This window comes from Streptomyces bottropensis ATCC 25435, assembly GCF_000383595.1.
GTDB classification, from domain to species: Bacteria; Actinomycetota; Actinomycetes; order Streptomycetales; family Streptomycetaceae; genus Streptomyces; species Streptomyces bottropensis.
The window spans coordinates 8,629,097-8,650,332 of the sequence record NZ_KB911581.1; the positions used below are offsets into that span (position 1 = coordinate 8,629,097).

The window sequence follows — 21,236 nt, forward strand, 5'->3', positions numbered from 1 at the left end:
TATGTCCCATCCGGTCACGCCCCGCCGTACCTATCTGATCGGGCGCGCCCGGCCGAACGCGATCATCGGCCGGAACCGCGAGTCCGGCGAGATCGCGCTCATCATCGCGGGCGCGTTCCTCGGCATGATGTCCGGCCTCCTCGTCCCCGTGCTCGTCCCCCGCATCGCCCTGCTCACCGGCTTCCCGATGCTCGCGCTGGCCGCGGTCTACGTGCCGTACAAGCGCCGGACGTTCTACAAGTGGTTCGAGATCAACCGCAGTTACAAGCGCAGCCTGCGCCGCGGCACGACGTACCGCTCCGCCAACATGGAGGCCGGCACCCGCCTCGACGGCCGTGAGGTCGAGGTCGGCCCCCCGCCGGGCATCGGCCGCATCACCTGGCTGGCCGCGCCCTTCGGCCCCGACGAGATCGCCGTCCTCCTGCACGCCGACCGCCGGACCGTCACCGCCGCCATCGAGATCGAGGGCCCCGGCGTCGGCCTGCGCGACTCCGAGGACCAGGAAGCCCTCGTCGACCGCTTCGGCACCCTCCTCAAGCACGTGGCCAACGGCGACGGCTTCGTCACCCGCCTGCAGATGCTCGCCCGCACCCTGCCCGCCGACCCGGACGCCCACGCCAAGGACGTCTCTCAGCGCGGCGACGACCGCGCCCCGGGCTGGCTCCAGCAGTCGTACGACCAGCTGCAGTCCATGGTCTCCACGAGCAGCGAACAGCACCGCGCGTACCTCGTCGCCTGCATGCACTACTCCCGCGAACTCGCCGCCGAGGGCCACGCCATGGCCCGCGCCGCCCGCCCGCAGGGCCGCAAGCTCGACAAGGACGCCGGCCTCGCCGTCGTCATGGCCCGCGAACTGACGGACATCTGCTCGCGCCTCCAGGAGGCCGACATCCGCGTACGGCAGCCGCTGGGCCAGGGCCGCCTCGCCTCCCTCATCCACTCCATGTACGACCCGGACCACCCCATCGACCACATCCAGGCCATGACCAAGCGCAACGCCTGGCCGGCCGAACTCGACGCGATGGAACCGGACTACCTCCAGGCCAAGACCCGCGAGTCCTCCACCCGCGCCCCCTGGTGCCACGCCACGGCCTGGGTGAAGGAATGGCCGATGACCCCGGTCGGCGTCAACTTCCTCGCGCCCCTCCTGGTCCACACCCCGGACGTCATCCGCACGGTCGCCGTCACCATGGACCTGGAGCCGACCGAGGTCGCCATCGAACGCATGCTCACGGAGAAGACCAACGACGAGGCGGAGGCGTCCCGCGCCGCCAAGATGAACCGCACCGTCGACCCCCGTGACGTGGCCTCCCACTCCCGCCTCGACCAGCGCGGCGAAGACCTCGCCAGCGGCGCGGCCGGCGTCAACCTCGTCGGCTGGATCACCGTCTCCTCCCGCTCCCCGGAGGCCCTGGCACGCGACAAGCGGACGATAAGGGCCTCGGCCGGCAAGTCGTACCTCAAGCTGGAGTGGTGCGACCGCGAACACCACCGGGCCTTCGTCAACACGCTCCCGTTCGCCACCGGAATCCGAAGGTAGGGCTGCCGCGATGCGGGATCACCCGACCCAACCGCACCTGGAGGTGAAGCGCTGATGCGAGACCCCATGTCCGCCCTCACGGACGCCTTCACGTCCTTCCTCTTCGGCAAGGTCGAGACGACCCGCCTCCCCGTGCGCACCTCCACGGGCCAGGCCCAGGCCGTGTACCTCCCGACCGCCGCCCCCGGCCTCGGCGACTCCGGCGTGATCATCGGCCGCGAGGTCTACTCCGGGAAGGGCTACATCTACGACCCCTTCCAGCTCTACGGCCAGCAGCTCCCCGCCCCCCACTGGCTCGTCCTCGGCGAGTCCGGCAACGGCAAATCGGCCCTGGAGAAGACGTACGTCCTGCGCCAGCTGCGCTTCCGCGACCGCCAGGTCGTCGTCCTCGACGCCCAGGGCGAGGACGGCGTCGGCGAATGGAACCTCATCGCGGAAGAGCTGGGCATAACTCCCATCCGCCTGGACCCGACCGCCGCCCTCGACATGGGCATCCGCCTCAACCCCCTCGACCCCTCGATCACCACGACGGGCCAGCTCGCGCTGCTCCGCACGATCATCGAGGTCGCGATGGGCCACGGCCTGGACGAACGCTCCGGCTTCGCCCTCAAGGTCGCGCACGCCTACGTCAACGAGACCATCGTCGAACGCCAGCCGGTCCTCACCGACATCGTCGAGCAGCTCCGCCACCCCGAGCCGGAGTCCGCGGAGGCGATGAACGTCGCCATAGACGACGTACGGGCCTGGGGCCTGGACGTGGCGCTGGTCCTGGACCGCCTGGTCGACGGTGACCTGCGCGGCATGTTCGACGGCCCCACCACCGTGGGCATCGACCTCGACGCGCCCCTCATCGTCTTCGACCTGTCCCACATCGACCGCAACTCCATCGCCATGCCCATCCTCATGGCGATCGTCGGTGTCTGGCTGGAGCACACCTGGATCCGCCCCGACCGGAAGAAGCGCATCTTCCTGGTCGAGGAGGCCTGGCACATCATCAACAGCCCCTTCGTCGCCCAGCTCTTCCAGCGCCTGCTGAAGTTCGGCCGCCGACTCGGCCTGTCCTTCGTCGCGGTCGTCCACCACCTGTCGGACGTCGTCGACGGCGCGGCGGCGAAGGAGGCGTCCGCGATCCTCAAGATGGCCTCGACACGGACGATCTACGCCCAGAAGGCGGACGAGGCGAGAGCGACGGGCCGCGTACTGGGCCTGCCCCGCTGGGCGGTGGAGATCATCCCCACCCTCACCCCGGGCATCGCCGTCTGGGACGTCAACGGCAACGTCCAGGTGGTCAAACACCTGATCACCGAGACCGAACGCCCCCTGGTCTTCACCGACCGCGCGATGACCGAATCGTCCGCCGACCACCTGCGGGACGAGGACGACGCCCTGCGCGCCGCCGAACTGGAGGCGGAGGAACGGGCGGCCGCGTTCGTCGAACACCGGCTGAGCGAGTTCGACGGCTACGGCTCCTCCGAGTCGACGGTGGCCTGAGCGGCACCGGTACCAGCGCAAACGGACACAGTCGGGCCAGGGCAGGGTGACAGCGTGAACGGCGGCATGCGATGAGACCGGACGACGGACGCCCCCAGCAGGGCGGCGGCATCCCCGACGGGCTGCTGATCGCCCTCCTCGGCTTCCTGGTGGGCCTGACCCTGCTGGTCTGGTCGGCCACCGGCCTGGCCGGCCTCTTCGCCCACGGGGCCTGGCCCGACGCCGTCACCTTCGGCCGCACCCCGTTGGCCGTACGCAGCCTGGTCTCCGCCCCCCAGGACCTCGCCGCCGCCTGGCCCGACACCCCCGCCGACCAGCTCTCCGGCTACGGCCTCTTCTGGGGCCTCGTCATCGGCCAGCTCATGATCCTCCTCGTCCTGACCGTCTTCACGATGGGCACCCTGGCCCGCTGGAGGGCCGTCCGGGCCCGGGAGAAGGCAACTCGGCACCCCCGGCCGGCGGACGCCCCGACAGCGGCGCCCACCGCCTCACCCGGTCACGTCACACCGCCCGTGCACGCCCCCGTGGAACAGACGACCCCGGCCCAGCCCCACGGCGCCGGCCAGGACCACCACACGGCTCCGACGGCCCACACCGCCTTCCCCACCACTCCCTCGACGCCGGCTCCACCCGTCTCGCCCGCTCCACCCGCATCACCGGCCTCACCGGCCTCACCGGCCGAAGCCGACGTGCCGACGAGCCCGCTTCCCCCCACTCCCGTGCCCTCGACAACGGGCGCCCCGCACCCCGGCGGTTGGACGCACACGATCTCCCCGGTCGTCCTGGGCACCGCCGACTCCCGCCGGCCCGCCGCCGTCCACGCCGTACGGGACGCCGAGGGCCCCGCCCTGGTGGTCACCTCCGACCCCACGCTCTGGTCGGAGACGAAGGACGCCCGCGCGAAGCTGGGCCCGGTCCTCCTCTACGACCCCGGCCACCGCTGCGACACCCCGGCCCGCCTCCACTGGTCCCCCGTCACCGGCTGCGAGGACAAGCCGACGGCGGCGGCCAGGGCGACCGCCCTGCTCGCCGCCATCCGCCCCGCCGCCAAGATCGACCAGGCGATGGCGGACACGGCGGAAACCCTCCTGCGCAGCTACCTCCACGCCGCCGCGATAGACAACCGCACCATCCGCCACCTGCACCGCTGGGCCCAGGGCAGCAACGTCCAGGAAGCGGTACGCACCCTGCGCACGAACCAGAAGGCCGCCCCCGGGGCGGCGGGCGAACTGGAGTCGGCCCTCACCTCGCACCCCGAACGCCGCGACATCGCCCAGCAGTTGACGGCCCGCGCCCTCTCCGCCCTCTCCACGGTCAACGTCCGGGAATCCTGCACGCCGAACCGAGCCGACTCCCTCGCCCTGGATTCCTTCGTGCACGAAGGGGGAACGCTCTATGTGGTCGGCGACCCCATCGAGGACCCCAAGGCGAACCCTTCCGCCATGCCTCTTCTGACGGCCCTCGCCTCAAGCGTGGTCGAGCGCGGCCGGCGCATGGCCGAACGGTCATCCTCCGGCCGCCTCGACCCACCACTCACCCTGGTCCTGGACGACGTGGCAGCCGTGGCCCCACTCCCCCAGCTCCCCGCCCTGCTGACCTCCGGCCCCGACCATGGCCTCCCCACGCTGGCCCTCCTCCGCTCCCGCGAACAGGCCAGATCCCGCTGGCCGAACCACGAACTCCCGCTGCCGTAGCGGCTGTACGCAGCCGAACCCCGAAGCTCTGTCACTCCACGGGCTGCCCGTCCCCCGAGGGCACCGCGTACCCGGCGACGGACGGCCACCGCACGGTCAGCACGACCGACTCCTCCTCCGCGACCCAGGAGTGATCCACCCCACGCCCCCACACCACGTAGTCGCCCTGGCGCTCCAGCACGACACTACGACCGGGGAAGTCGACCCGGAACCGGCCGCTGATCAGTACCTGGAGGGCGGTTCGTTCCTCACCCCGAACCCACTGCGCACGCGTGTCGCCCCGCGGGTGGACCCCCCACTTGATCTCCACCGCCTCACTCCGGCGAGGATCCCCCTCCGCCTTGAAGTGCCCGAGCAGCCAGCCGCGGTCCAGCGCCGCGTCCTTACCCGCATTGCCCACATACACGCTGTCGTCCATGCCGCCGAACGCTAACACCAGCCCGTCCGACGCCTCCTACGCGGACGCCAGCACGTACTCCAGCTCCAGCCCCTCATCCCCTTCGACAGTCACCCCGCTGCCCACGAAGCCGACCCGTCGATAGAACGCCGCGGCCCGCCCGTTCCCCTCGTTCACGAACAACCGCACCCGCTCGACCCCGGCCCCCCGGGCCCAGTCCACGGCGGCCGCGAACATCGCCTCGCCCACGCCCTTCCCGCGAAACCCGTCCCGCACGAACACCCCCACCAGATGCGCCTGCCGCCGCTCGACGATCCCCCCGAAGAAGTCCCGCGCGCCGGCCTCCTCCAGCAGCACGATCACCGTCCCGACCCATCCGCCGTCCTCGCCCTCCACGACAAACTGCTGCCGCTCCCGAGCCCCCTCAGCAGCGCTTTCGGTCCGCTCCTTCCAGAAGGCGTCCGGCCGCGCCGAGGCCTCCTCATACGTCTCCAGGAACGCGAGATGCGCCACCGGATCCCGCAGCGCCGCCAACCGCAGCTCACGCACAGCCCGCCACTCATCGGCCCGAACGGCTCTCACCAGCAGATTCATGCCGGCCACGGTAGTACCGGGTCACCGCACGGCTCATCTGGTTTCTTGTCCGAGAACGGCGAACGGTGACGGTCCGGAAACGCAGAAAGGCCCACACCATAAGGTGTGGGCCTTTCGCAATATTTGTTCGGCGGCGTCCTACTCTCCCACAGGGTCCCCCCTGCAGTACCATCGGCGCTGTAAGGCTTAGCTTCCGGGTTCGGAATGTAACCGGGCGTTTCCCTCACGCTATGACCACCGAAACACTATGAAACACTCAACCGCACCACACCGTGACCATGGCATGGGGTTGTTCGTGGTTTCAGAACCAACACAGTGGACGCGAGCAACTGAGGACAAGCCCTCGGCCTATTAGTACCAGTCAACTCCACCCGTTACCAGGCTTCCATATCTGGCCTATCAACCCAGTCGTCTACTGGGAGCCTTACCCCATCAAGTGGGTGGGAATACTCATCTCGAAGCAGGCTTCCCGCTTAGATGCTTTCAGCGGTTATCCCTCCCGAACGTAGCCAACCAGCCATGCCCTTGGCAGGACAACTGGCACACCAGAGGTTCGTCCGTCCCGGTCCTCTCGTACTAGGGACAGCCCTTCTCAATATTCCTGCGCGCGCAGCGGATAGGGACCGAACTGTCTCACGACGTTCTAAACCCAGCTCGCGTACCGCTTTAATGGGCGAACAGCCCAACCCTTGGGACCGACTCCAGCCCCAGGATGCGACGAGCCGACATCGAGGTGCCAAACCATCCCGTCGATATGGACTCTTGGGGAAGATCAGCCTGTTATCCCCGGGGTACCTTTTATCCGTTGAGCGACGGCGCTTCCACAAGCCACCGCCGGATCACTAGTCCCGACTTTCGTCCCTGCTCGACCCGTCGGTCTCACAGTCAAGCTCCCTTGTGCACTTACACTCACCACCTGATTGCCAACCAGGCTGAGGGAACCTTTGGGCGCCTCCGTTACTCTTTAGGAGGCAACCGCCCCAGTTAAACTACCCATCAGACACTGTCCCTGATCCGGATCACGGACCCAGGTTAGACATCCAGCACGACCAGACTGGTATTTCAACGACGACTCCACCCGAACTGGCGTCCGAGCTTCAAAGTCTCCCAGCTATCCTACACAAGCCGAACCGAACACCAATATCAAACTGTAGTAAAGGTCCCGGGGTCTTTCCGTCCTGCTGCGCGAAACGAGCATCTTTACTCGTAGTGCAATTTCACCGGGCCTATGGTTGAGACAGTCGAGAAGTCGTTACGCCATTCGTGCAGGTCGGAACTTACCCGACAAGGAATTTCGCTACCTTAGGATGGTTATAGTTACCACCGCCGTTTACTGGCGCTTAAGTTCTCAGCTTCGCCACACCGAAATGTGACTAACCGGTCCCCTTAACGTTCCAGCACCGGGCAGGCGTCAGTCCGTATACATCGCCTTACGGCTTCGCACGGACCTGTGTTTTTAGTAAACAGTCGCTTCTCGCTGGTCTCTGCGGCCACCCCCAGCTCAAGCAGCAAGTGCTATCACCGGTGATGGCCCCCCTTCTCCCGAAGTTACGGGGGCATTTTGCCGAGTTCCTTAACCATAGTTCACCCGAACGCCTCGGTATTCTCTACCTGACCACCTGAGTCGGTTTAGGGTACGGGCCGCCATGAAACTCGCTAGAGGCTTTTCTCGACAGCATAGGATCATCCACTTCACCACAATCGGCTCGGCATCAGGTCTCAGCCACAAGTACGACGGATTTACCTATCGCACGGCCTACACCCTTACCCCGGGACAACCACCGCCCGGGATGGACTACCTTCCTGCGTCACCCCATCACTCACCTACTACAAGTCTGGTCCGTCGGCTCCACCACTTTCCTTTCCCCGAAGGGTCCGGAACGGCTTCACGGACTTAGCATCGCCTGGTTCAGTGTTTGACGCTTCACAGCGGGTACCGGAATATCAACCGGTTATCCATCGACTACGCCTGTCGGCCTCGCCTTAGGTCCCGACTTACCCTGGGCAGATCAGCTTGACCCAGGAACCCTTGGTCAATCGGCGCACACGTTTCTCACGTGTGTATCGCTACTCATGCCTGCATTCTCACTCGTGAACCGTCCACAACTCGCTTCCGCGGCTGCTTCACCCGGCACACGACGCTCCCCTACCCATCCCAGCAGGCGTTGGCCCTATATGCTGGAATGACACGACTTCGGCGGTACGCTTGAGCCCCGCTACATTGTCGGCGCGGAATCACTAGACCAGTGAGCTATTACGCACTCTTTCAAGGGTGGCTGCTTCTAAGCCAACCTCCTGGTTGTCTGTGCGACTCCACATCCTTTCCCACTTAGCGTACGCTTAGGGGCCTTAGTCGATGCTCTGGGCTGTTTCCCTCTCGACCATGGAGCTTATCCCCCACAGTCTCACTGCCGTGCTCTCACTTACCGGCATTCGGAGTTTGGCTAAGGTCAGTAACCCGGTAGGGCCCATCGCCTATCCAGTGCTCTACCTCCGGCAAGAAACACACGACGCTGCACCTAAATGCATTTCGGGGAGAACCAGCTATCACGGAGTTTGATTGGCCTTTCACCCCTAACCACAGGTCATCCCCCAGGTTTTCAACCCTGGTGGGTTCGGTCCTCCACGAAGTCTTACCTCCGCTTCAACCTGCCCATGGCTAGATCACTCCGCTTCGGGTCTTGAGCGTGCTACTAAAATCGCCCTGTTCGGACTCGCTTTCGCTACGGCTACCCCACTCGGGTTAACCTCGCAACACACCGCAAACTCGCAGGCTCATTCTTCAAAAGGCACGCAGTCACGACGCACCGAGTAAACTCGATGCGCGACGCTCCCACGGCTTGTAGGCACACGGTTTCAGGTACTATTTCACTCCGCTCCCGCGGTACTTTTCACCATTCCCTCACGGTACTATCCGCTATCGGTCACCAGGGAATATTTAGGCTTAGCGGGTGGTCCCGCCAGATTCACACGGGATTTCTCGGGCCCCGTGCTACTTGGGTGTCTCTCAAACGAGCCGTCAATGTTTCAGCTACGGGGGTCTTACCCTCTACGCCGGACCTTTCGCATGTCCTTCGCCTACATCAACGGTTTCTGACTCGTCTCACAGCCGGCAGACTGTAAAAGAGAGATCCCACAACCCCGTATACGCAACCCCTGCCGGGTCTCACACGCATACGGTTTGGCCTCATCCGGTTTCGCTCGCCACTACTCCCGGAATCACGGTTGTTTTCTCTTCCTGCGGGTACTGAGATGTTTCACTTCCCCGCGTTCCCTCCACTTGCCCTATGTGTTCAGGCAAGGGTGACAGCCCATGACGACTGCCGGGTTTCCCCATTCGGAAACCCCCGGATCAAAGCCTGGTTGACGACTCCCCGGGGACTATCGTGGCCTCCCACGTCCTTCATCGGTTCCTGGTGCCAAGGCATCCACCGTGCGCCCTTAAAAACTTGGCCACAGATGCTCGCGTCCACTGTGCAGTTCTCAAACAACGACCAACCACCCATCACCCCCGGTAACCACCGGAGTTCACTGGGGCCGGCACTGAAGGCAACCGTAAAGCACGGCCATACCCTCAGACACCCAACAGCGTGCCCGGCACCCTCACCACTCAGATCAGCTTTCCACGCCCCCGAAAGGACAGTACTCACAGCCTGAGATGACTCAAGATGCCGAATAATCAACGTTCCACCCATGAGCTAACCAGCATCAGACGTTCGCTGATGATCTGGCCTCTGACCTCACCCCGTAGGGATCGGTAGAAGTGCTCCTTAGAAAGGAGGTGATCCAGCCGCACCTTCCGGTACGGCTACCTTGTTACGACTTCGTCCCAATCGCCAGTCCCACCTTCGACAGCTCCCTCCCACAAGGGGTTGGGCCACCGGCTTCGGGTGTTACCGACTTTCGTGACGTGACGGGCGGTGTGTACAAGGCCCGGGAACGTATTCACCGCAGCAATGCTGATCTGCGATTACTAGCAACTCCGACTTCATGGGGTCGAGTTGCAGACCCCAATCCGAACTGAGACAGGCTTTTTGAGATTCGCTCCGCCTCACGGCTTCGCAGCTCATTGTACCTGCCATTGTAGCACGTGTGCAGCCCAAGACATAAGGGGCATGATGACTTGACGTCGTCCCCACCTTCCTCCGAGTTGACCCCGGCAGTCTCCTGTGAGTCCCCATCACCCCGAAGGGCATGCTGGCAACACAGAACAAGGGTTGCGCTCGTTGCGGGACTTAACCCAACATCTCACGACACGAGCTGACGACAGCCATGCACCACCTGTCACCCGACCACAAGGGGGGCACCATCTCTGATGCTTTCCGGGCGATGTCAAGCCTTGGTAAGGTTCTTCGCGTTGCGTCGAATTAAGCCACATGCTCCGCTGCTTGTGCGGGCCCCCGTCAATTCCTTTGAGTTTTAGCCTTGCGGCCGTACTCCCCAGGCGGGGAACTTAATGCGTTAGCTGCGGCACCGACGACGTGGAATGTCGCCAACACCTAGTTCCCACCGTTTACGGCGTGGACTACCAGGGTATCTAATCCTGTTCGCTCCCCACGCTTTCGCTCCTCAGCGTCAGTAATGGCCCAGAGATCCGCCTTCGCCACCGGTGTTCCTCCTGATATCTGCGCATTTCACCGCTACACCAGGAATTCCGATCTCCCCTACCACACTCTAGTCTGCCCGTATCGAATGCAGACCCGGGGTTAAGCCCCGGGCTTTCACATCCGACGCGACAGACCGCCTACGAGCTCTTTACGCCCAATAATTCCGGACAACGCTCGCGCCCTACGTATTACCGCGGCTGCTGGCACGTAGTTAGCCGGCGCTTCTTCTGCAGGTACCGTCACTTTCGCTTCTTCCCTGCTGAAAGAGGTTTACAACCCGAAGGCCGTCATCCCTCACGCGGCGTCGCTGCATCAGGCTTTCGCCCATTGTGCAATATTCCCCACTGCTGCCTCCCGTAGGAGTCTGGGCCGTGTCTCAGTCCCAGTGTGGCCGGTCGCCCTCTCAGGCCGGCTACCCGTCGTCGCCTTGGTGAGCCGTTACCTCACCAACAAGCTGATAGGCCGCGGGCTCATCCTTCACCGCCGGAGCTTTCCACACTCATCGGATGCCCGAGAGTGTTGTATCCGGTATTAGACCCCGTTTCCAGGGCTTGTCCCAGAGTGAAGGGCAGATTGCCCACGTGTTACTCACCCGTTCGCCACTAATCCCCACCGAAGTGGTTCATCGTTCGACTTGCATGTGTTAAGCACGCCGCCAGCGTTCGTCCTGAGCCAGGATCAAACTCTCCGTGAATGTTTACCCGTAATCGGGTTGACACCACGAGAGCGGAACAGTCAGGCGGAATAAGCCCGACCGTTCACAGCGTCCTCGCTGTGTTTTACTTCAAAGGAACCTCGACCACCGGAACACTGTCCCGGCGGACGGGGTATCAACATATCTGGCGTTGATTTTTGGCACGCTGTTGAGTTCTCAAGGAACGGACGCTTCCTTTGTACTCACCCAAGCTACTCTCGGGCTTTCCTCCGGGCAGTTTCCCTTCGGTCTTGCGTTTCCGACTCTATCAGACCGTTTCCGGTTCCGATTTCCTCGGTGCTTTCCAGGTTTTCGCTTTCGCGTTTCCCTTTCCGGCGGTTCCGACTCTACCAGATCCTTTCGGGCCTGATTCCCAGTCAGCGGGTGTTGTCCTCGCGGCTGTTGGGCCGTTCCGACGTTCCAAACCTTAGCGGATCCGCTCGGCAGTTCCCAATCGGGTCTGTCGAACCCAAATCGAATTACATTCGGGCAAGCCGAATTCACCCCGACTGGGAGATCGCACTGGTTGGTTTGTGTGCCGCTCGAAGCGGCGGAGCCGCTGTCGCAGAACCGTTAAGGCTCCGTGGCAACCCGAAGAACTCTACGGATCGCGGGGCGGACTGTCAAGCATCCCCCCGGTGAGCCGCGGGCAAACCTCGGCCACCGCTCGACCGTACTCCTCAGTCGAGGTCGGTGAGGCGGCCGCCGGCGTCCGGCTGGGCGTGCTCGACGCGGCGGAGGAGCCGGGTCAGGACCTCGCCCAGGACACTGCGCTCCAGAGGGGACAGGTCCTGGAGGAGGTCCTCCTCGAAGACCGAGGCGAGGCGCATGACCTCCAGCCACTTCTCGCGGCCCTCGGGGGTGAGCTCGACGATGACGCGTACCCGGTTGTTCTCGTCGCGTTCCCTGGTCACCAGACCCTCCGCGACCATGCGGTCGATGCGGTGGGTCATCGCGGCCGGGGTGAGACCGAGCCGCTTGGCGAGTTCGCTCGGGCCCATGCGGTACGGGGCGCCGGAGAGGACGAGGGCCTTGAGGACCTCCCAGTCGGCGTTGCTGATGTTGAGCGCCGAGGTCTGGCGGCCGTAGGCGACGTTCATACGGCGGTTGAGGCGGGAGAGCGCCGAGACGATCTTCTCGACCTGGGGGTCCAGGTCCTGGAACTCGCGCTGGTACGCGGCGATCTGTTCTTCGAGTGTCGGCTCGGTGCTGCCGGAGGTGCCGGGGGTGTCGCCCATGGGCGAAGTATGGCACGTCACCGCTTGGCATCGAAGTCCTTCGAGGTGTACTGTTTAGCTTCTAAGTTTTAGCTTCGAAGTCTTCAACGCTCACGTCTGAGTCGAGGGCTTCCCTTACCTAGGCAGGTGAACGTGACCAGGGGGACGGGCGCAGCGATGCGCCGGATTCACATGGGCAGCGCACTCGGCGCATTCGGACTCGGCTTCACCGTCCCGTATCTGTACGTCTACGTGGCGCAGGTGCGGGATCTCGGGGCGACGACGGCGGGGCTGGTGCTGGCGGTCTTCGCCGTGGCCGCGCTGGTGGTGCTGCCCTTCGCGGGGCGGGCCATAGTCCGGCGCGGTCCGCTTCCGGTGCTGCTCACCGCCCTGGTCACCGCTGCCGTCGGATCGCTGAGTCTGGGGCTCGCCGCCAGTGCGACGACCGTGCTGCTGTCCGCGGCGGCGCTCGGCGCGGGCCAGGCCGTGACGCAGCCGGCGCTGGCGACGATGATCGTCGACTTCTCGCATGCGGAGAACCGGTCCCGGGCGTTCGCCACGCAGTTCTTCCTGCAGAACCTCGGGCTCGGGGTCGGCGGGCTGATAGGCGGGCATCTCGTCGATGCCACGCGCGCGGGGTCGTTCGTTCTGCTGTTCTCCATACAGGCGGCGATGTTCCTGCTGCTCGTGGGTGTGATGGCGACCGTGCGGGCGCCCCGGACCCCCCAGGTCGAAGGGGTGACCGCCGCGGCGGTCAAGGGGAGCTGGAAGCAGCTGCTCGGCAATCGGGCCATGGTGCAGCTGTGCGTGCTGGGCTTCGTGCTGTTCTTCGCCTGCTACGGGCAGTTCGAGTCGGGACTGAGTGCGTACGGGGTCGAGGCGGCCGGGATATCGACGTCCGCGCTGGGCACGGCGCTCGCCGCCAACACGGCCGTGATCGTGATCGCGCAGTTCGCCGTGCTGCGGTTCGTGGAGCGGCGTCGGCGGTCTCGGGTGATCGCCGCCGTGGGGCTGATCTGGGCCGTCGCATGGGGCGTGGCCGGGTTCGCCGGGCTGGGGCAGACGAGCGAGACGATGGCGACCGCCGCGTTCGTCTCGACCTACGCGCTGTTCGGTCTCGGGGAGGCCATGCTGTCGCCGACCGTCGCGCCGCTGGTGGCCGATCTGGCGCCGACAGGGATGGCCGGGCAGTACAACTCCGCCTTCGCGCTGGTGAAACAGCTCGCACTGGCGGTCGGTCCGGCGGTGGGTGGGCCCATGGGGGCCTCGCTGCATGCCCCGTACATCGTGACGTTCCTGCTGTTCTCGCTGGGCATCAGCGTGCTGGCACTGCGGCTCGGGCGGCGTCTGACCGGTGTGCAGGATCAGCCCTCGCTCGCGGGCAGCCGGGTGGTCGCCGGGAGTGGCGCCGTCGCGGAGCCGGTGGCGGCTCGGGCTTGAGGGGCCGGTCCTGAGCGTGTGCCCGCCGTGCTGAGGACGGCGGGCACGGCGGGCCCGCATCCGGCGGCGCTCCGCCGTGCCCGGTGCGGGTGACGACCACGGAGATCAGCCGGGCGGGAGGGCGCCGCAGATGTCGACGCGGAGAAGTTTCGAATCTTTTGGCAACCCTGTGCGGAGCTGTGACCACAAGGAAGCGGATTCGGTCACAGCGGTGACCGGATTCGCTCTACCTCTGGTCAATGGCTGCAAGGAGCACCCTTCCTATGAACAACCCCACGAACGGCGGACGGCGCGGTCGGCACCGTCGGCGGTGGACCGCGACCGGTCTGGTGCTCGGTGTACCGGCCGTCCTGGTGCCGTATCTGCTGTTCGCGCAGGAGGACTCGCAGGCGGCGACGGTCGAGCACGACGCCTACTACCGGCTGGTGTCGGTGCGCAGCGGCAAGGTGCTGGACGTCGACGGGTACTCCACGGCCGACGGCACCCGTATCCAGCAGTGGACCGATCAGAACACCTCCAACCAGCAGTGGAAACTCAAGCCCGCCGGGGGCGGCTACTACGAGCTGGTGAACCGCAACAGCGGCAAAGTGCTGGGCATAGCCGGTGACTCGACCGCCGGATCGGCCGCCGCCGAGCAGCAGACCGACAACTCCTCCACCTCCCAGGAGTGGCGGATCGGCCACGTGAGCGGTTCCGACGCCGTCACCCTCACCTCCCGCAGGAGCGGCCTGGTCCTGGACGTCTCCGGTGGGTCCAAGGCCCAGGGGGCGGCGGTCGTCCAGTATCCCGGCCGGGGCGGCACCCACCAGCAGTGGAAGCTGGTGAAGACCGCCGACAGCAAGGCGTCCGGGAGCGGCGGCACCCAGGCCGGCCCCGCCGCCGGACCGTACGCGTGGAAGAACGCCCAGGTGGTGGGCGGCGGTTACGTCACCGGTCTGGTGTTCAACCAGAAGGAGAAGGGCCTGCTGTACGCGCGCACCGACATGGGTGGCGCCTACCGCTGGGACACCGGGGCCGAGCAGTGGATCCCGTTGACCGACTGGGTCGGCGAGAAGGACTGGAACCTCCTGGGCATCGACTCCCTGGCCACCGACCCCTCCGACCCCAAGCGGCTCTACCTCGGCGCGGGCACCTACACCAACGGCTGGGCCGGCAACGGCGCGATCCTGCGCTCCACCGACCGGGGCCGCACCTTCAAGCGCAGCGAACTCCCCTTCAAGCTGGGCGCCAACGAGGACGGCCGAGGGGCGGGCGAACGGCTCGTGGTCGATCCGTCGGACCACGGCACCCTGCTGCTGGGCACCCGCAGGAACGGCCTGTGGCGCAGCTCCGACTACGGCGCGAACTGGAAGCAGGTCTCCTCGTTCCCGGTCAAGGACGGGGCGGGCAGCGGCGCCGGCATCTCCTTCGTGACGTACGGCCCGGCCGGCAGCAGGACCATCTACGTCGGTGTCGGCGACAAGTCCACCTCCCTGTACCGCTCCACCGACGGCGGCGGCACCTGGCAGGCGGTTCCGGGTCAGCCCTCCGGCCAGCTGCCGCAGCACGGTGTGATCTCCGGCGACGGCTCGCTGTACGTGACGTACACCGACGCCCTCGGCCCCAACGGGGTGACGGGGGGCTCGGTGTGGAAGTACGCACCGGCTCGCGGGACGTGGAAGAACGTCTCCCCGTCCCAGGGCGGTTACGGCTTCTCCGGTCTGGCCGTCGACCCGCGCAAGCCGTCCACGGTGATGGTCACCACCCTCGACCGCTGGTGGCCGGAGGACGAGCTGTACCGGTCCACCGACGGCGGTGCGTCCTGGAAGGCGCTGGCCGACAAGTCGAAGCGGGACGCCTCCGCCGCCCCCTACGTCGGTACCGGTATCGGGCACTGGATGACCGCCCTGGCCATCGACCCCTTCGACTCCGGGCATGTGCTGTACGGCACCGGCAACGGCATCTGGCGCAGCAAGGACGTCACCGCCACCGACAGCGGCCGTACCAGCCACTGGACCATCGGGGCGCGCGGCCTCGAGGAGACCGCACTGGCGGACGCGATCGCCCCGCCTGGCGGCGCCACCGTCATCACCTCCATGGGTGACCAGGGCGGTTTCCGTCACGGCGACCTGACCAAGGTGCCCGCCGGGCGGCTGGCCAACCCGGGGATCCTGCACAGCTCCGACATCGACTTCGCCCAGGCCGAGCCGTCGATGATGGTCCGGGTCGGCAAGGGCGGTGAGCAGGACGGCGGTTACTCCACCGACGGCGGCCGGACCTGGCGCGGCTTCAGGGCGGAGCCTGTGAGCGGCGCCGCCGGCGGCCACATCGCGCTCGCCGCGGACGGCTCCGCCATGGTGTGGACCGAGGCCGGTGAGGCCCCGTACCGCTCGACGGACAAGGGGGCGAGCTGGTCACGGGTCGGTGATCTGGGCAGCGGCGCCGTGGTGGTCGCCGACCGTTCCTCGGCCAAGACCTTCTACTCGCTGTCCGGCGGGACGCTCCATGCCAGCACCGACGGCGGCGCGACCTTCCGTGCGCGGGCCGGCAGCCTGCCCGACGGCCGGCTCATGGCCGTCCCCGGCATCACCGGAGACCTGTGGATCGCCGCCGGCGACAAGGGACTGCTGCACTCCACCGACGGTGGCCGCAGCTTCGCCACGCTGAAATCCGTGCGGTCCGCCTCCGCCCTCGGCTTCGGCAAGGCCGCGCCCGGCGCCCGCTACCAGGCGCTGTATCTGATCGGGACCGTCAAGAACGTCACCGGAGTCTTCCGCTCCACCGACAAGGGCGCCACCTGGCTCCGCGTCAACGACGACGCCCACCAGTGGGGCAGCATCGGCGGCACCGGCGTCATCACCGGTGACCCCGACACCTTCGGCCGCGTCTACGTCGGCACCAACGGCCGCGGACTCCAGTACGGCACCCCGCTGTCCTGAGGTACCGCTCCCGGGGCCCGGGTCCGGGCCCCGGGACAGGACGGCCGAGGAGCCCTGCCGCCGCTCAGGTCGCGCGCGGCAGGGCGAACTCGCACCACACCGCCTTGCCGCCGCCGGGCGTGCGGCGGCTGCCCCAGTCGGAGGCGATGGATCCGATGATGGCGAGGCCCCGGCCGGACTCGTCGGCGGGGTCGGCTCTGCGACGGCGGGGGAGGTGGTCGTCGCCGTCGGTGACTTCGACGATCAGGCGGCGGTCGGTGCGGCGCAGACGCAGGCGCATCGGCGGGGTGCCGTGCTGGAGGGAGTTGGCGACGAGTTCGCTGGCGGCCAGGACGCCGAGGTCGTGGAGTTCCGGGGAGAAGCGCCAGCTAGTCAGGACGCCGGAGGCGAACGCGCGGGCACGGGGGGCGGCTTCGACACCGCCGAGGAGTTCCAGGGCGGCGTTGCGGAAGAGTTCGCCGTCGGGGCCGACACGGGCGGGGTGCTGGAGGACGAGGACGGCCACGTCGTCGTCGTGGTCGGCGGTGACTCCGGTCGAGCGGACCAGGCGGTCGCAGACGACCTGCGGGGTGCCCGTGGCACCGGACAGGGCGCGCTCCAGGGCGGCGATGCCCTCGTCCAGGTCCTCGTTGCGCCGCTCCACGAGTCCGTCGGTGTAGAAGACGGCGGTGGAGCCGGGGCCGAGGGGGATCGAACCGGAGGTGTGGGTCCAGCCGCCGGTGCCGAGCGGGGGGCCGGTCGGTTCGTCGGCGCGCAGGACCGTGCCGCTCTCGTCGCGGACGAGGATGGGGAGGTGGCCCGCGGAGGAGTAGACCAGGCGGCCCTCGTTGGGGTCGTGGACGGCGTAGGCGCAGGTGGCGATCTGGTTGGGATCGATCTCGGTCGCGAGACCGTCCAGCAGCTGGAGCACCTCGTGCGGGGGCAGGTCGAGGCGGGCGTAGGCGCGGACGGCCGTGCGGAGCTGGCCCATGACGGCCGCCGCGCGCACGCCCCGGCCCATGACGTCGCCGATGACGAGGGCCGTGCGACCGCCGCCGAGGGTGATGACGTCGTACCAGTCGCCGCCGACGGCGGTCTCGGTGCCGCCGGGGTGGTAGACGGCGGCGATGCGCAGGTCGTCGGGCTCCTCCAGCTCCTGCGGGAGGAGGGAGCGCTGGAGGGTGACGGCGGTCTCGCGCTGGCGGCGTTCGCTGGCGCGGAGGCGTTCGGCGGCCTCGGCGTGGTCGGTGACGTCGGCGGCGAAGATCAGGACGCCGCCGCCGCTCTGCCCGGCTGCGCCGGGGACGGCGACGGGGGTGCAGGTGATCGTGTAGCTGCGGCCGCCGGGGGCCTTGCGGGACTTGACCGTGCGGGGCTTGGAGCTGCGCAGGACCTGGTCCAGGAGCGGGAGGAGGCCGAGGGCGTCCAGCTCCGGCAGGGCCTCGCGGGCCGGTTCGCCGAGCGGGCGGGAGCCGAAGGCCGCGGCATAGGCGTCGTTGACGTAGGCCGTGCGGTGGTCCGGGCCGTGGACGAGGGCGACGAGGGCCGGGATGCGGTCGAGGATCTCGCGGGTCGGGAGGTCGTCGACGACGGGTACGGCGGGCGGGTCGTCCGGGGGGGCGTCGGTCTGCCGTTCGACGCGGGCCGCGGGCACGGAGCCGTCCCCCCGCCGGTCCGGGGTGAGCGTGTGTTCGGTCCGCGCTGCGGCGCGGCGCTGCGTACCGGGGAGCCGGGCGCTCCAGCGCGTGAAGTTCACCGAATCCTTGCCTCGTGCCTCGTGTTGTCGTCTGTGGCCGGCTCCGGATCCGGCCGTGGCCCGGGGTTTGCCCCGGGTGCGGCGGTGGGGGACGCCTGGTCGTGGGTACGTGTGGGCGAGGGGATGCCCCGCCCGGGATCATGGATCACGTCGCGGACCAGTCTGACCGACCGGGCCGACATCCGTCAGACGTCGGCCCGGTCGGCGGAGTTCCTGGATCCGGTCAGGACGACCCCTTCGGGTCCTCCGGGGGCTTTCCACCGGCCGCGAGTTCGAACTCCGCACGGGGGTGTTCGAGTGATCCGAGCGAGACGATCTCCCGTTTGAAGAGGCCGGCGAGGGTCCATTCGGCGAGGACGCGGGCCTTGCGGTTGAAGGTCGGCACCCGGCTCAGGTGGTACACCCGGTGCATGAACCAGGCGGGGTAGCCCTTGAGCTTCCGCCCGTAGACGTGCGCGACGCCCTTGTGCAGGCCCAGGGAGGCGACCGAGCCCACGTACTTATGGGCGTACTTCTCCAGGGGCTGGCCGCGCAGCGAGCGGGTGATGTTGTCGCCGAGGGTGCGGGCCTGGCGTACGGCGTGCTGGGCGTTGGGGGCGGTCTCCTTGCCGGGTTCGGCGGTGACGTCGGGGACGGCGGCCGCGTCACCCGCGGCCCAGGCGTGCGCGACGCCCTCCACGGTCAGCTCGGCGGTGCACTTCAGCCGGCCCCGCTCGTTCAGCGGGAGGTCGGTGGCGGCGAGGACCGGGTGCGGCTTCACGCCGGCCGTCCAGACGACCGTACGGGTCGGGAAGCGGGCGCCGTCGCTGAGGACGGCGACCCGGTCGGCGCACGACTCCAGGCGGGTGTGCAGGCGTACGTCGATGTTGCGGCGGCGCAGTTCGGTGACCGTGTAGCGGCCCATCTCCTCGCCGACCTCCGGGAGGATGCGGTCGGAGGCCTCCACGAGGATCCACTTCATGTCCTCGGGCTTCACGTTGTGGTAGTACCGCGCGGTGTAGCGGGCCATGTCCTCCAGCTCGCCGAGCGCCTCCACGCCGGCGTAGCCGCCGCCCACGAAGACGAAGGTCAGGGCGGCGTCGCGGATCGCGGGGTCGCGGGTGGAGGAGGCGATGTCCATCTGTTCGATGACGTGGTTGCGCAGGCCGATGGCCTCTTCGACGGTCTTGAAGCCGATGGCGTAGTCCGCGAGCCCGGGAATGGGCAGGGTGCGCGAGACGGAGCCGGGGGCGAGGACGAGTTCGTCGTACGTCAGCTGCTCGGCCTCCGTGCCCTCCTCCTCGGTGGCGAGGGTGTCGAGGGTCGCGATGCGTTTGGCGTGGTTGATCGCGGTGGCCTCGCCGATGACGACCTTGCACCGGTCCAGGACGCGGCGCAGCGGCACGACGACATGGCGGGGCGAGATGGAGCCCGCCGCCGCCTCGGGAAGGAAGGGTTGATACGTCATATAAGGGTCGGGGGACACGACGACGATCTCGACGTCACCGCGTCCGAGTTCCGGTTTCAGCTGTCGCTGCAGACGCAGCGCTGTGTACAGCCCGACGTATCCGCCGCCGACGATGAGAATGCGCATCGGTTCCTTCACCATCCCATGACGCACCTTGCTCGCTGGTTTGTCCACAGGCCCGGCAATTTGTGTGACCGGTCTCCACAACCGCGCGGGGATGGCCGATTCGCCGATGTGTGCGGCAGATGCGCAGGTCAGGTGGTGTTAAACGGGCGGCAGGAGGGGGTTCAAAACGGACGTAAACGGCCCGTACGCTGATCGGGGGGCTCTCCGTGCGGAACGTGCCCCTTCTGAATTGACTCCCTCTCAACTATGTTCGTGTGTCGACGGGGTGTAGGGGGGATGCGTTCAAGAGGTTCGGTCGGGTCCGGGGTCGAGGTCGTGGATCTCGGGTTCGGGTCCGCTTTCCGGGCGGTCCGCGACGGGCGGGCCTGCGCGGGGACCGGGTTGCCGACGAAGGAAATCGGTGACCACCGAGGACCTTGGACGCTCGTTCCGCCGCTCCGGCTTCCGATGACGGGGAGAGTCTCCGGGGGGAGACGTCATTACCGGGGGAACACGTATGCATATTCAGGAGTCCCATTGGTCGTCCGCCTCCACCATCGCACCCGGTGGTGCGATCGGCTCGGCGGGCGGCAACGGACGCGGTGACGGAGTGAGGTCCACTCCGCTCCGCGTGGACGCACAGCGCAACCTCGAGCACGTGCTGCGCGCGGCGCGCGAGGTGTTCGGCGAGCTGGGGTACGGCGCGCCGATGGAGGACGTGGCCCGCCGCGCGCGGGTCGGTGTCGGCACGGTGTACCGGCGCTTCCCGAGCAAGGACGTCCTGGTCCGCCGGATAGCCGAGGAGGAGACGTCTCGGCTCACCGAACAGGCCAGGGTGGCGCTCGGACAGGAGGAGGACCCGTGGCAGGCGCTGTCGCGGTTCCTTCGGACGTCCGTGGCCTCCGGCGCCGGGCGGCTGCTGCCGCCGCAGGTGCTGCGGGTCGGGGTCGCCGAGGACGGGTCCGACGACATCGGCGGGATCCTCGCGGACGAGGCGCGGGTGCCGCAGCAGCGGGTGCAGCCGACGACCGAGCTCCGGCTGGTCCCGGCGGATCCGGGTGCGGGTGGTGCCGTGGGCGCCGCCGGTTCCGGTGGGCTCGCGGACGATGCCGGGGCTGCGGCGCTGCTGGAGGTCGTGGGGCAGTTGGTGGAGCGGGCCCGGGGCGCCGGTGAGCTGCGCGAGGACGTGACCGTGGCGGATGTGCTGTTGGTGATCGCCACGGGTGCGCCGGCGCTGCCGGACGCGGCGCAGCAGGCTGCCGCGTCGGCTCGGCTGCTCGACATTCTGCTGGAGGGGCTGCGGTCCCGGCCGTCGTGATCGTGGCCGGGTGACGTTACGCCTCAGGGGCGGTGCGGG

11 protein-coding genes and 3 rRNA genes are annotated in these 21,236 nt (G+C 67.5%); 6 read left to right on the forward strand and 8 right to left on the reverse strand.

Annotated features, from left to right (window positions below; all coding sequences use genetic code 11):
• Window position 1 precedes the first annotated feature (1 nt).
• From STRBO_RS0138265 to STRBO_RS0138275, 3 genes are all read left to right on the forward strand, one after another.
• Complete coding sequence (locus tag STRBO_RS0138265) at window positions 2-1,540, forward strand: SCO6880 family protein (RefSeq protein ID WP_005476969.1); 1,539 nt, start codon at window positions 2-4, stop codon at window positions 1,538-1,540.
• Between the two features lie 54 nt (window positions 1,541-1,594).
• Window positions 1,595-3,031 carry an ATP-binding protein gene (locus STRBO_RS0138270; protein WP_028797092.1) on the forward strand — a complete coding sequence of 479 codons (1,437 nt, stop codon included), beginning with the start codon at window positions 1,595-1,597 and terminating at the stop codon, window positions 3,029-3,031.
• A gap of 71 nt (window positions 3,032-3,102) precedes the next feature.
• Complete coding sequence (locus STRBO_RS0138275) at window positions 3,103-4,725, forward strand: type IV secretory system conjugative DNA transfer family protein (RefSeq protein ID WP_005476976.1); 1,623 nt, start codon at window positions 3,103-3,105, stop codon at window positions 4,723-4,725.
• A gap of 31 nt (window positions 4,726-4,756) precedes the next feature.
• On the opposite strand, the gene STRBO_RS0138280 is transcribed toward STRBO_RS0138275, so the two are convergent.
• The 6 genes from STRBO_RS0138280 to STRBO_RS0138305 form a co-directional block, all read right to left on the reverse strand.
• A complete protein-coding gene (locus STRBO_RS0138280) occupies window positions 4,757-5,143 on the reverse strand; it encodes a cupin domain-containing protein (RefSeq protein ID WP_005476977.1) in 387 nt (128 codons plus the stop codon).
• Window positions 5,144-5,179: 36 nt separating this feature from the next.
• Window positions 5,180-5,716 carry a GNAT family N-acetyltransferase gene (locus STRBO_RS0138285; protein WP_202499179.1) on the reverse strand — a complete coding sequence of 179 codons (537 nt, stop codon included), beginning with the start codon at window positions 5,714-5,716 and terminating at the stop codon, window positions 5,180-5,182.
• Between the two features lie 125 nt (window positions 5,717-5,841).
• Window positions 5,842-5,958, reverse strand: a 5S ribosomal RNA gene (gene rrf, locus STRBO_RS0138290).
• 89 nt (window positions 5,959-6,047) lie between these two features.
• Window positions 6,048-9,171, reverse strand: a 23S ribosomal RNA gene (locus STRBO_RS0138295).
• A gap of 319 nt (window positions 9,172-9,490) precedes the next feature.
• A 16S ribosomal RNA gene (locus STRBO_RS40820) occupies window positions 9,491-11,017 on the reverse strand.
• The 16S, 23S and 5S rRNA genes sit together here, the layout of an rRNA operon.
• A 680-nt stretch (window positions 11,018-11,697) precedes the next feature.
• Window positions 11,698-12,255: a MarR family winged helix-turn-helix transcriptional regulator gene (locus STRBO_RS0138305; RefSeq protein ID WP_005477488.1), complete on the reverse strand. Its 558-nt coding sequence runs from the start codon at window positions 12,253-12,255 to the stop codon at window positions 11,698-11,700.
• Between the two features lie 156 nt (window positions 12,256-12,411).
• Here STRBO_RS0138305 and STRBO_RS0138310 point away from each other — a divergent pair, with 156 nt between their 5' ends.
• Window positions 12,412-13,674, forward strand: coding sequence for an MFS transporter (locus tag STRBO_RS0138310; RefSeq protein WP_237547386.1), 1,263 nt, complete (start codon window positions 12,412-12,414; stop codon window positions 13,672-13,674).
• Window positions 13,675-13,937: 263 nt separating this feature from the next.
• The gene (locus STRBO_RS0138315; RefSeq protein WP_005477492.1) at window positions 13,938-16,592 is read left to right on the forward strand and encodes an RICIN domain-containing protein; all 2,655 of its coding nucleotides are present in this window, start codon (window positions 13,938-13,940) and stop codon (window positions 16,590-16,592) included.
• 64 nt (window positions 16,593-16,656) lie between these two features.
• Here STRBO_RS0138315 and STRBO_RS0138320 read toward each other — a convergent pair whose 3' ends face one another.
• A complete protein-coding gene (locus STRBO_RS0138320) occupies window positions 16,657-18,327 on the reverse strand; it encodes an ATP-binding SpoIIE family protein phosphatase (RefSeq protein ID WP_005477493.1) in 1,671 nt (556 codons plus the stop codon).
• Between the two features lie 223 nt (window positions 18,328-18,550).
• Window positions 18,551-19,915, reverse strand: coding sequence for an NAD(P)/FAD-dependent oxidoreductase (locus STRBO_RS0138325; RefSeq protein ID WP_005477495.1), 1,365 nt, complete (start codon window positions 19,913-19,915; stop codon window positions 18,551-18,553).
• A 481-nt stretch (window positions 19,916-20,396) separates the two neighbouring features.
• On the opposite strand from STRBO_RS0138325, the gene STRBO_RS0138330 reads away from it, so the two are divergent.
• Window positions 20,397-21,197, forward strand: a complete 801-nt coding sequence (locus tag STRBO_RS0138330) for a TetR/AcrR family transcriptional regulator (protein ID WP_005477498.1) — start codon at window positions 20,397-20,399, stop codon at window positions 21,195-21,197.
• The last annotated feature ends 39 nt before the right edge of the window (window positions 21,198-21,236 follow it).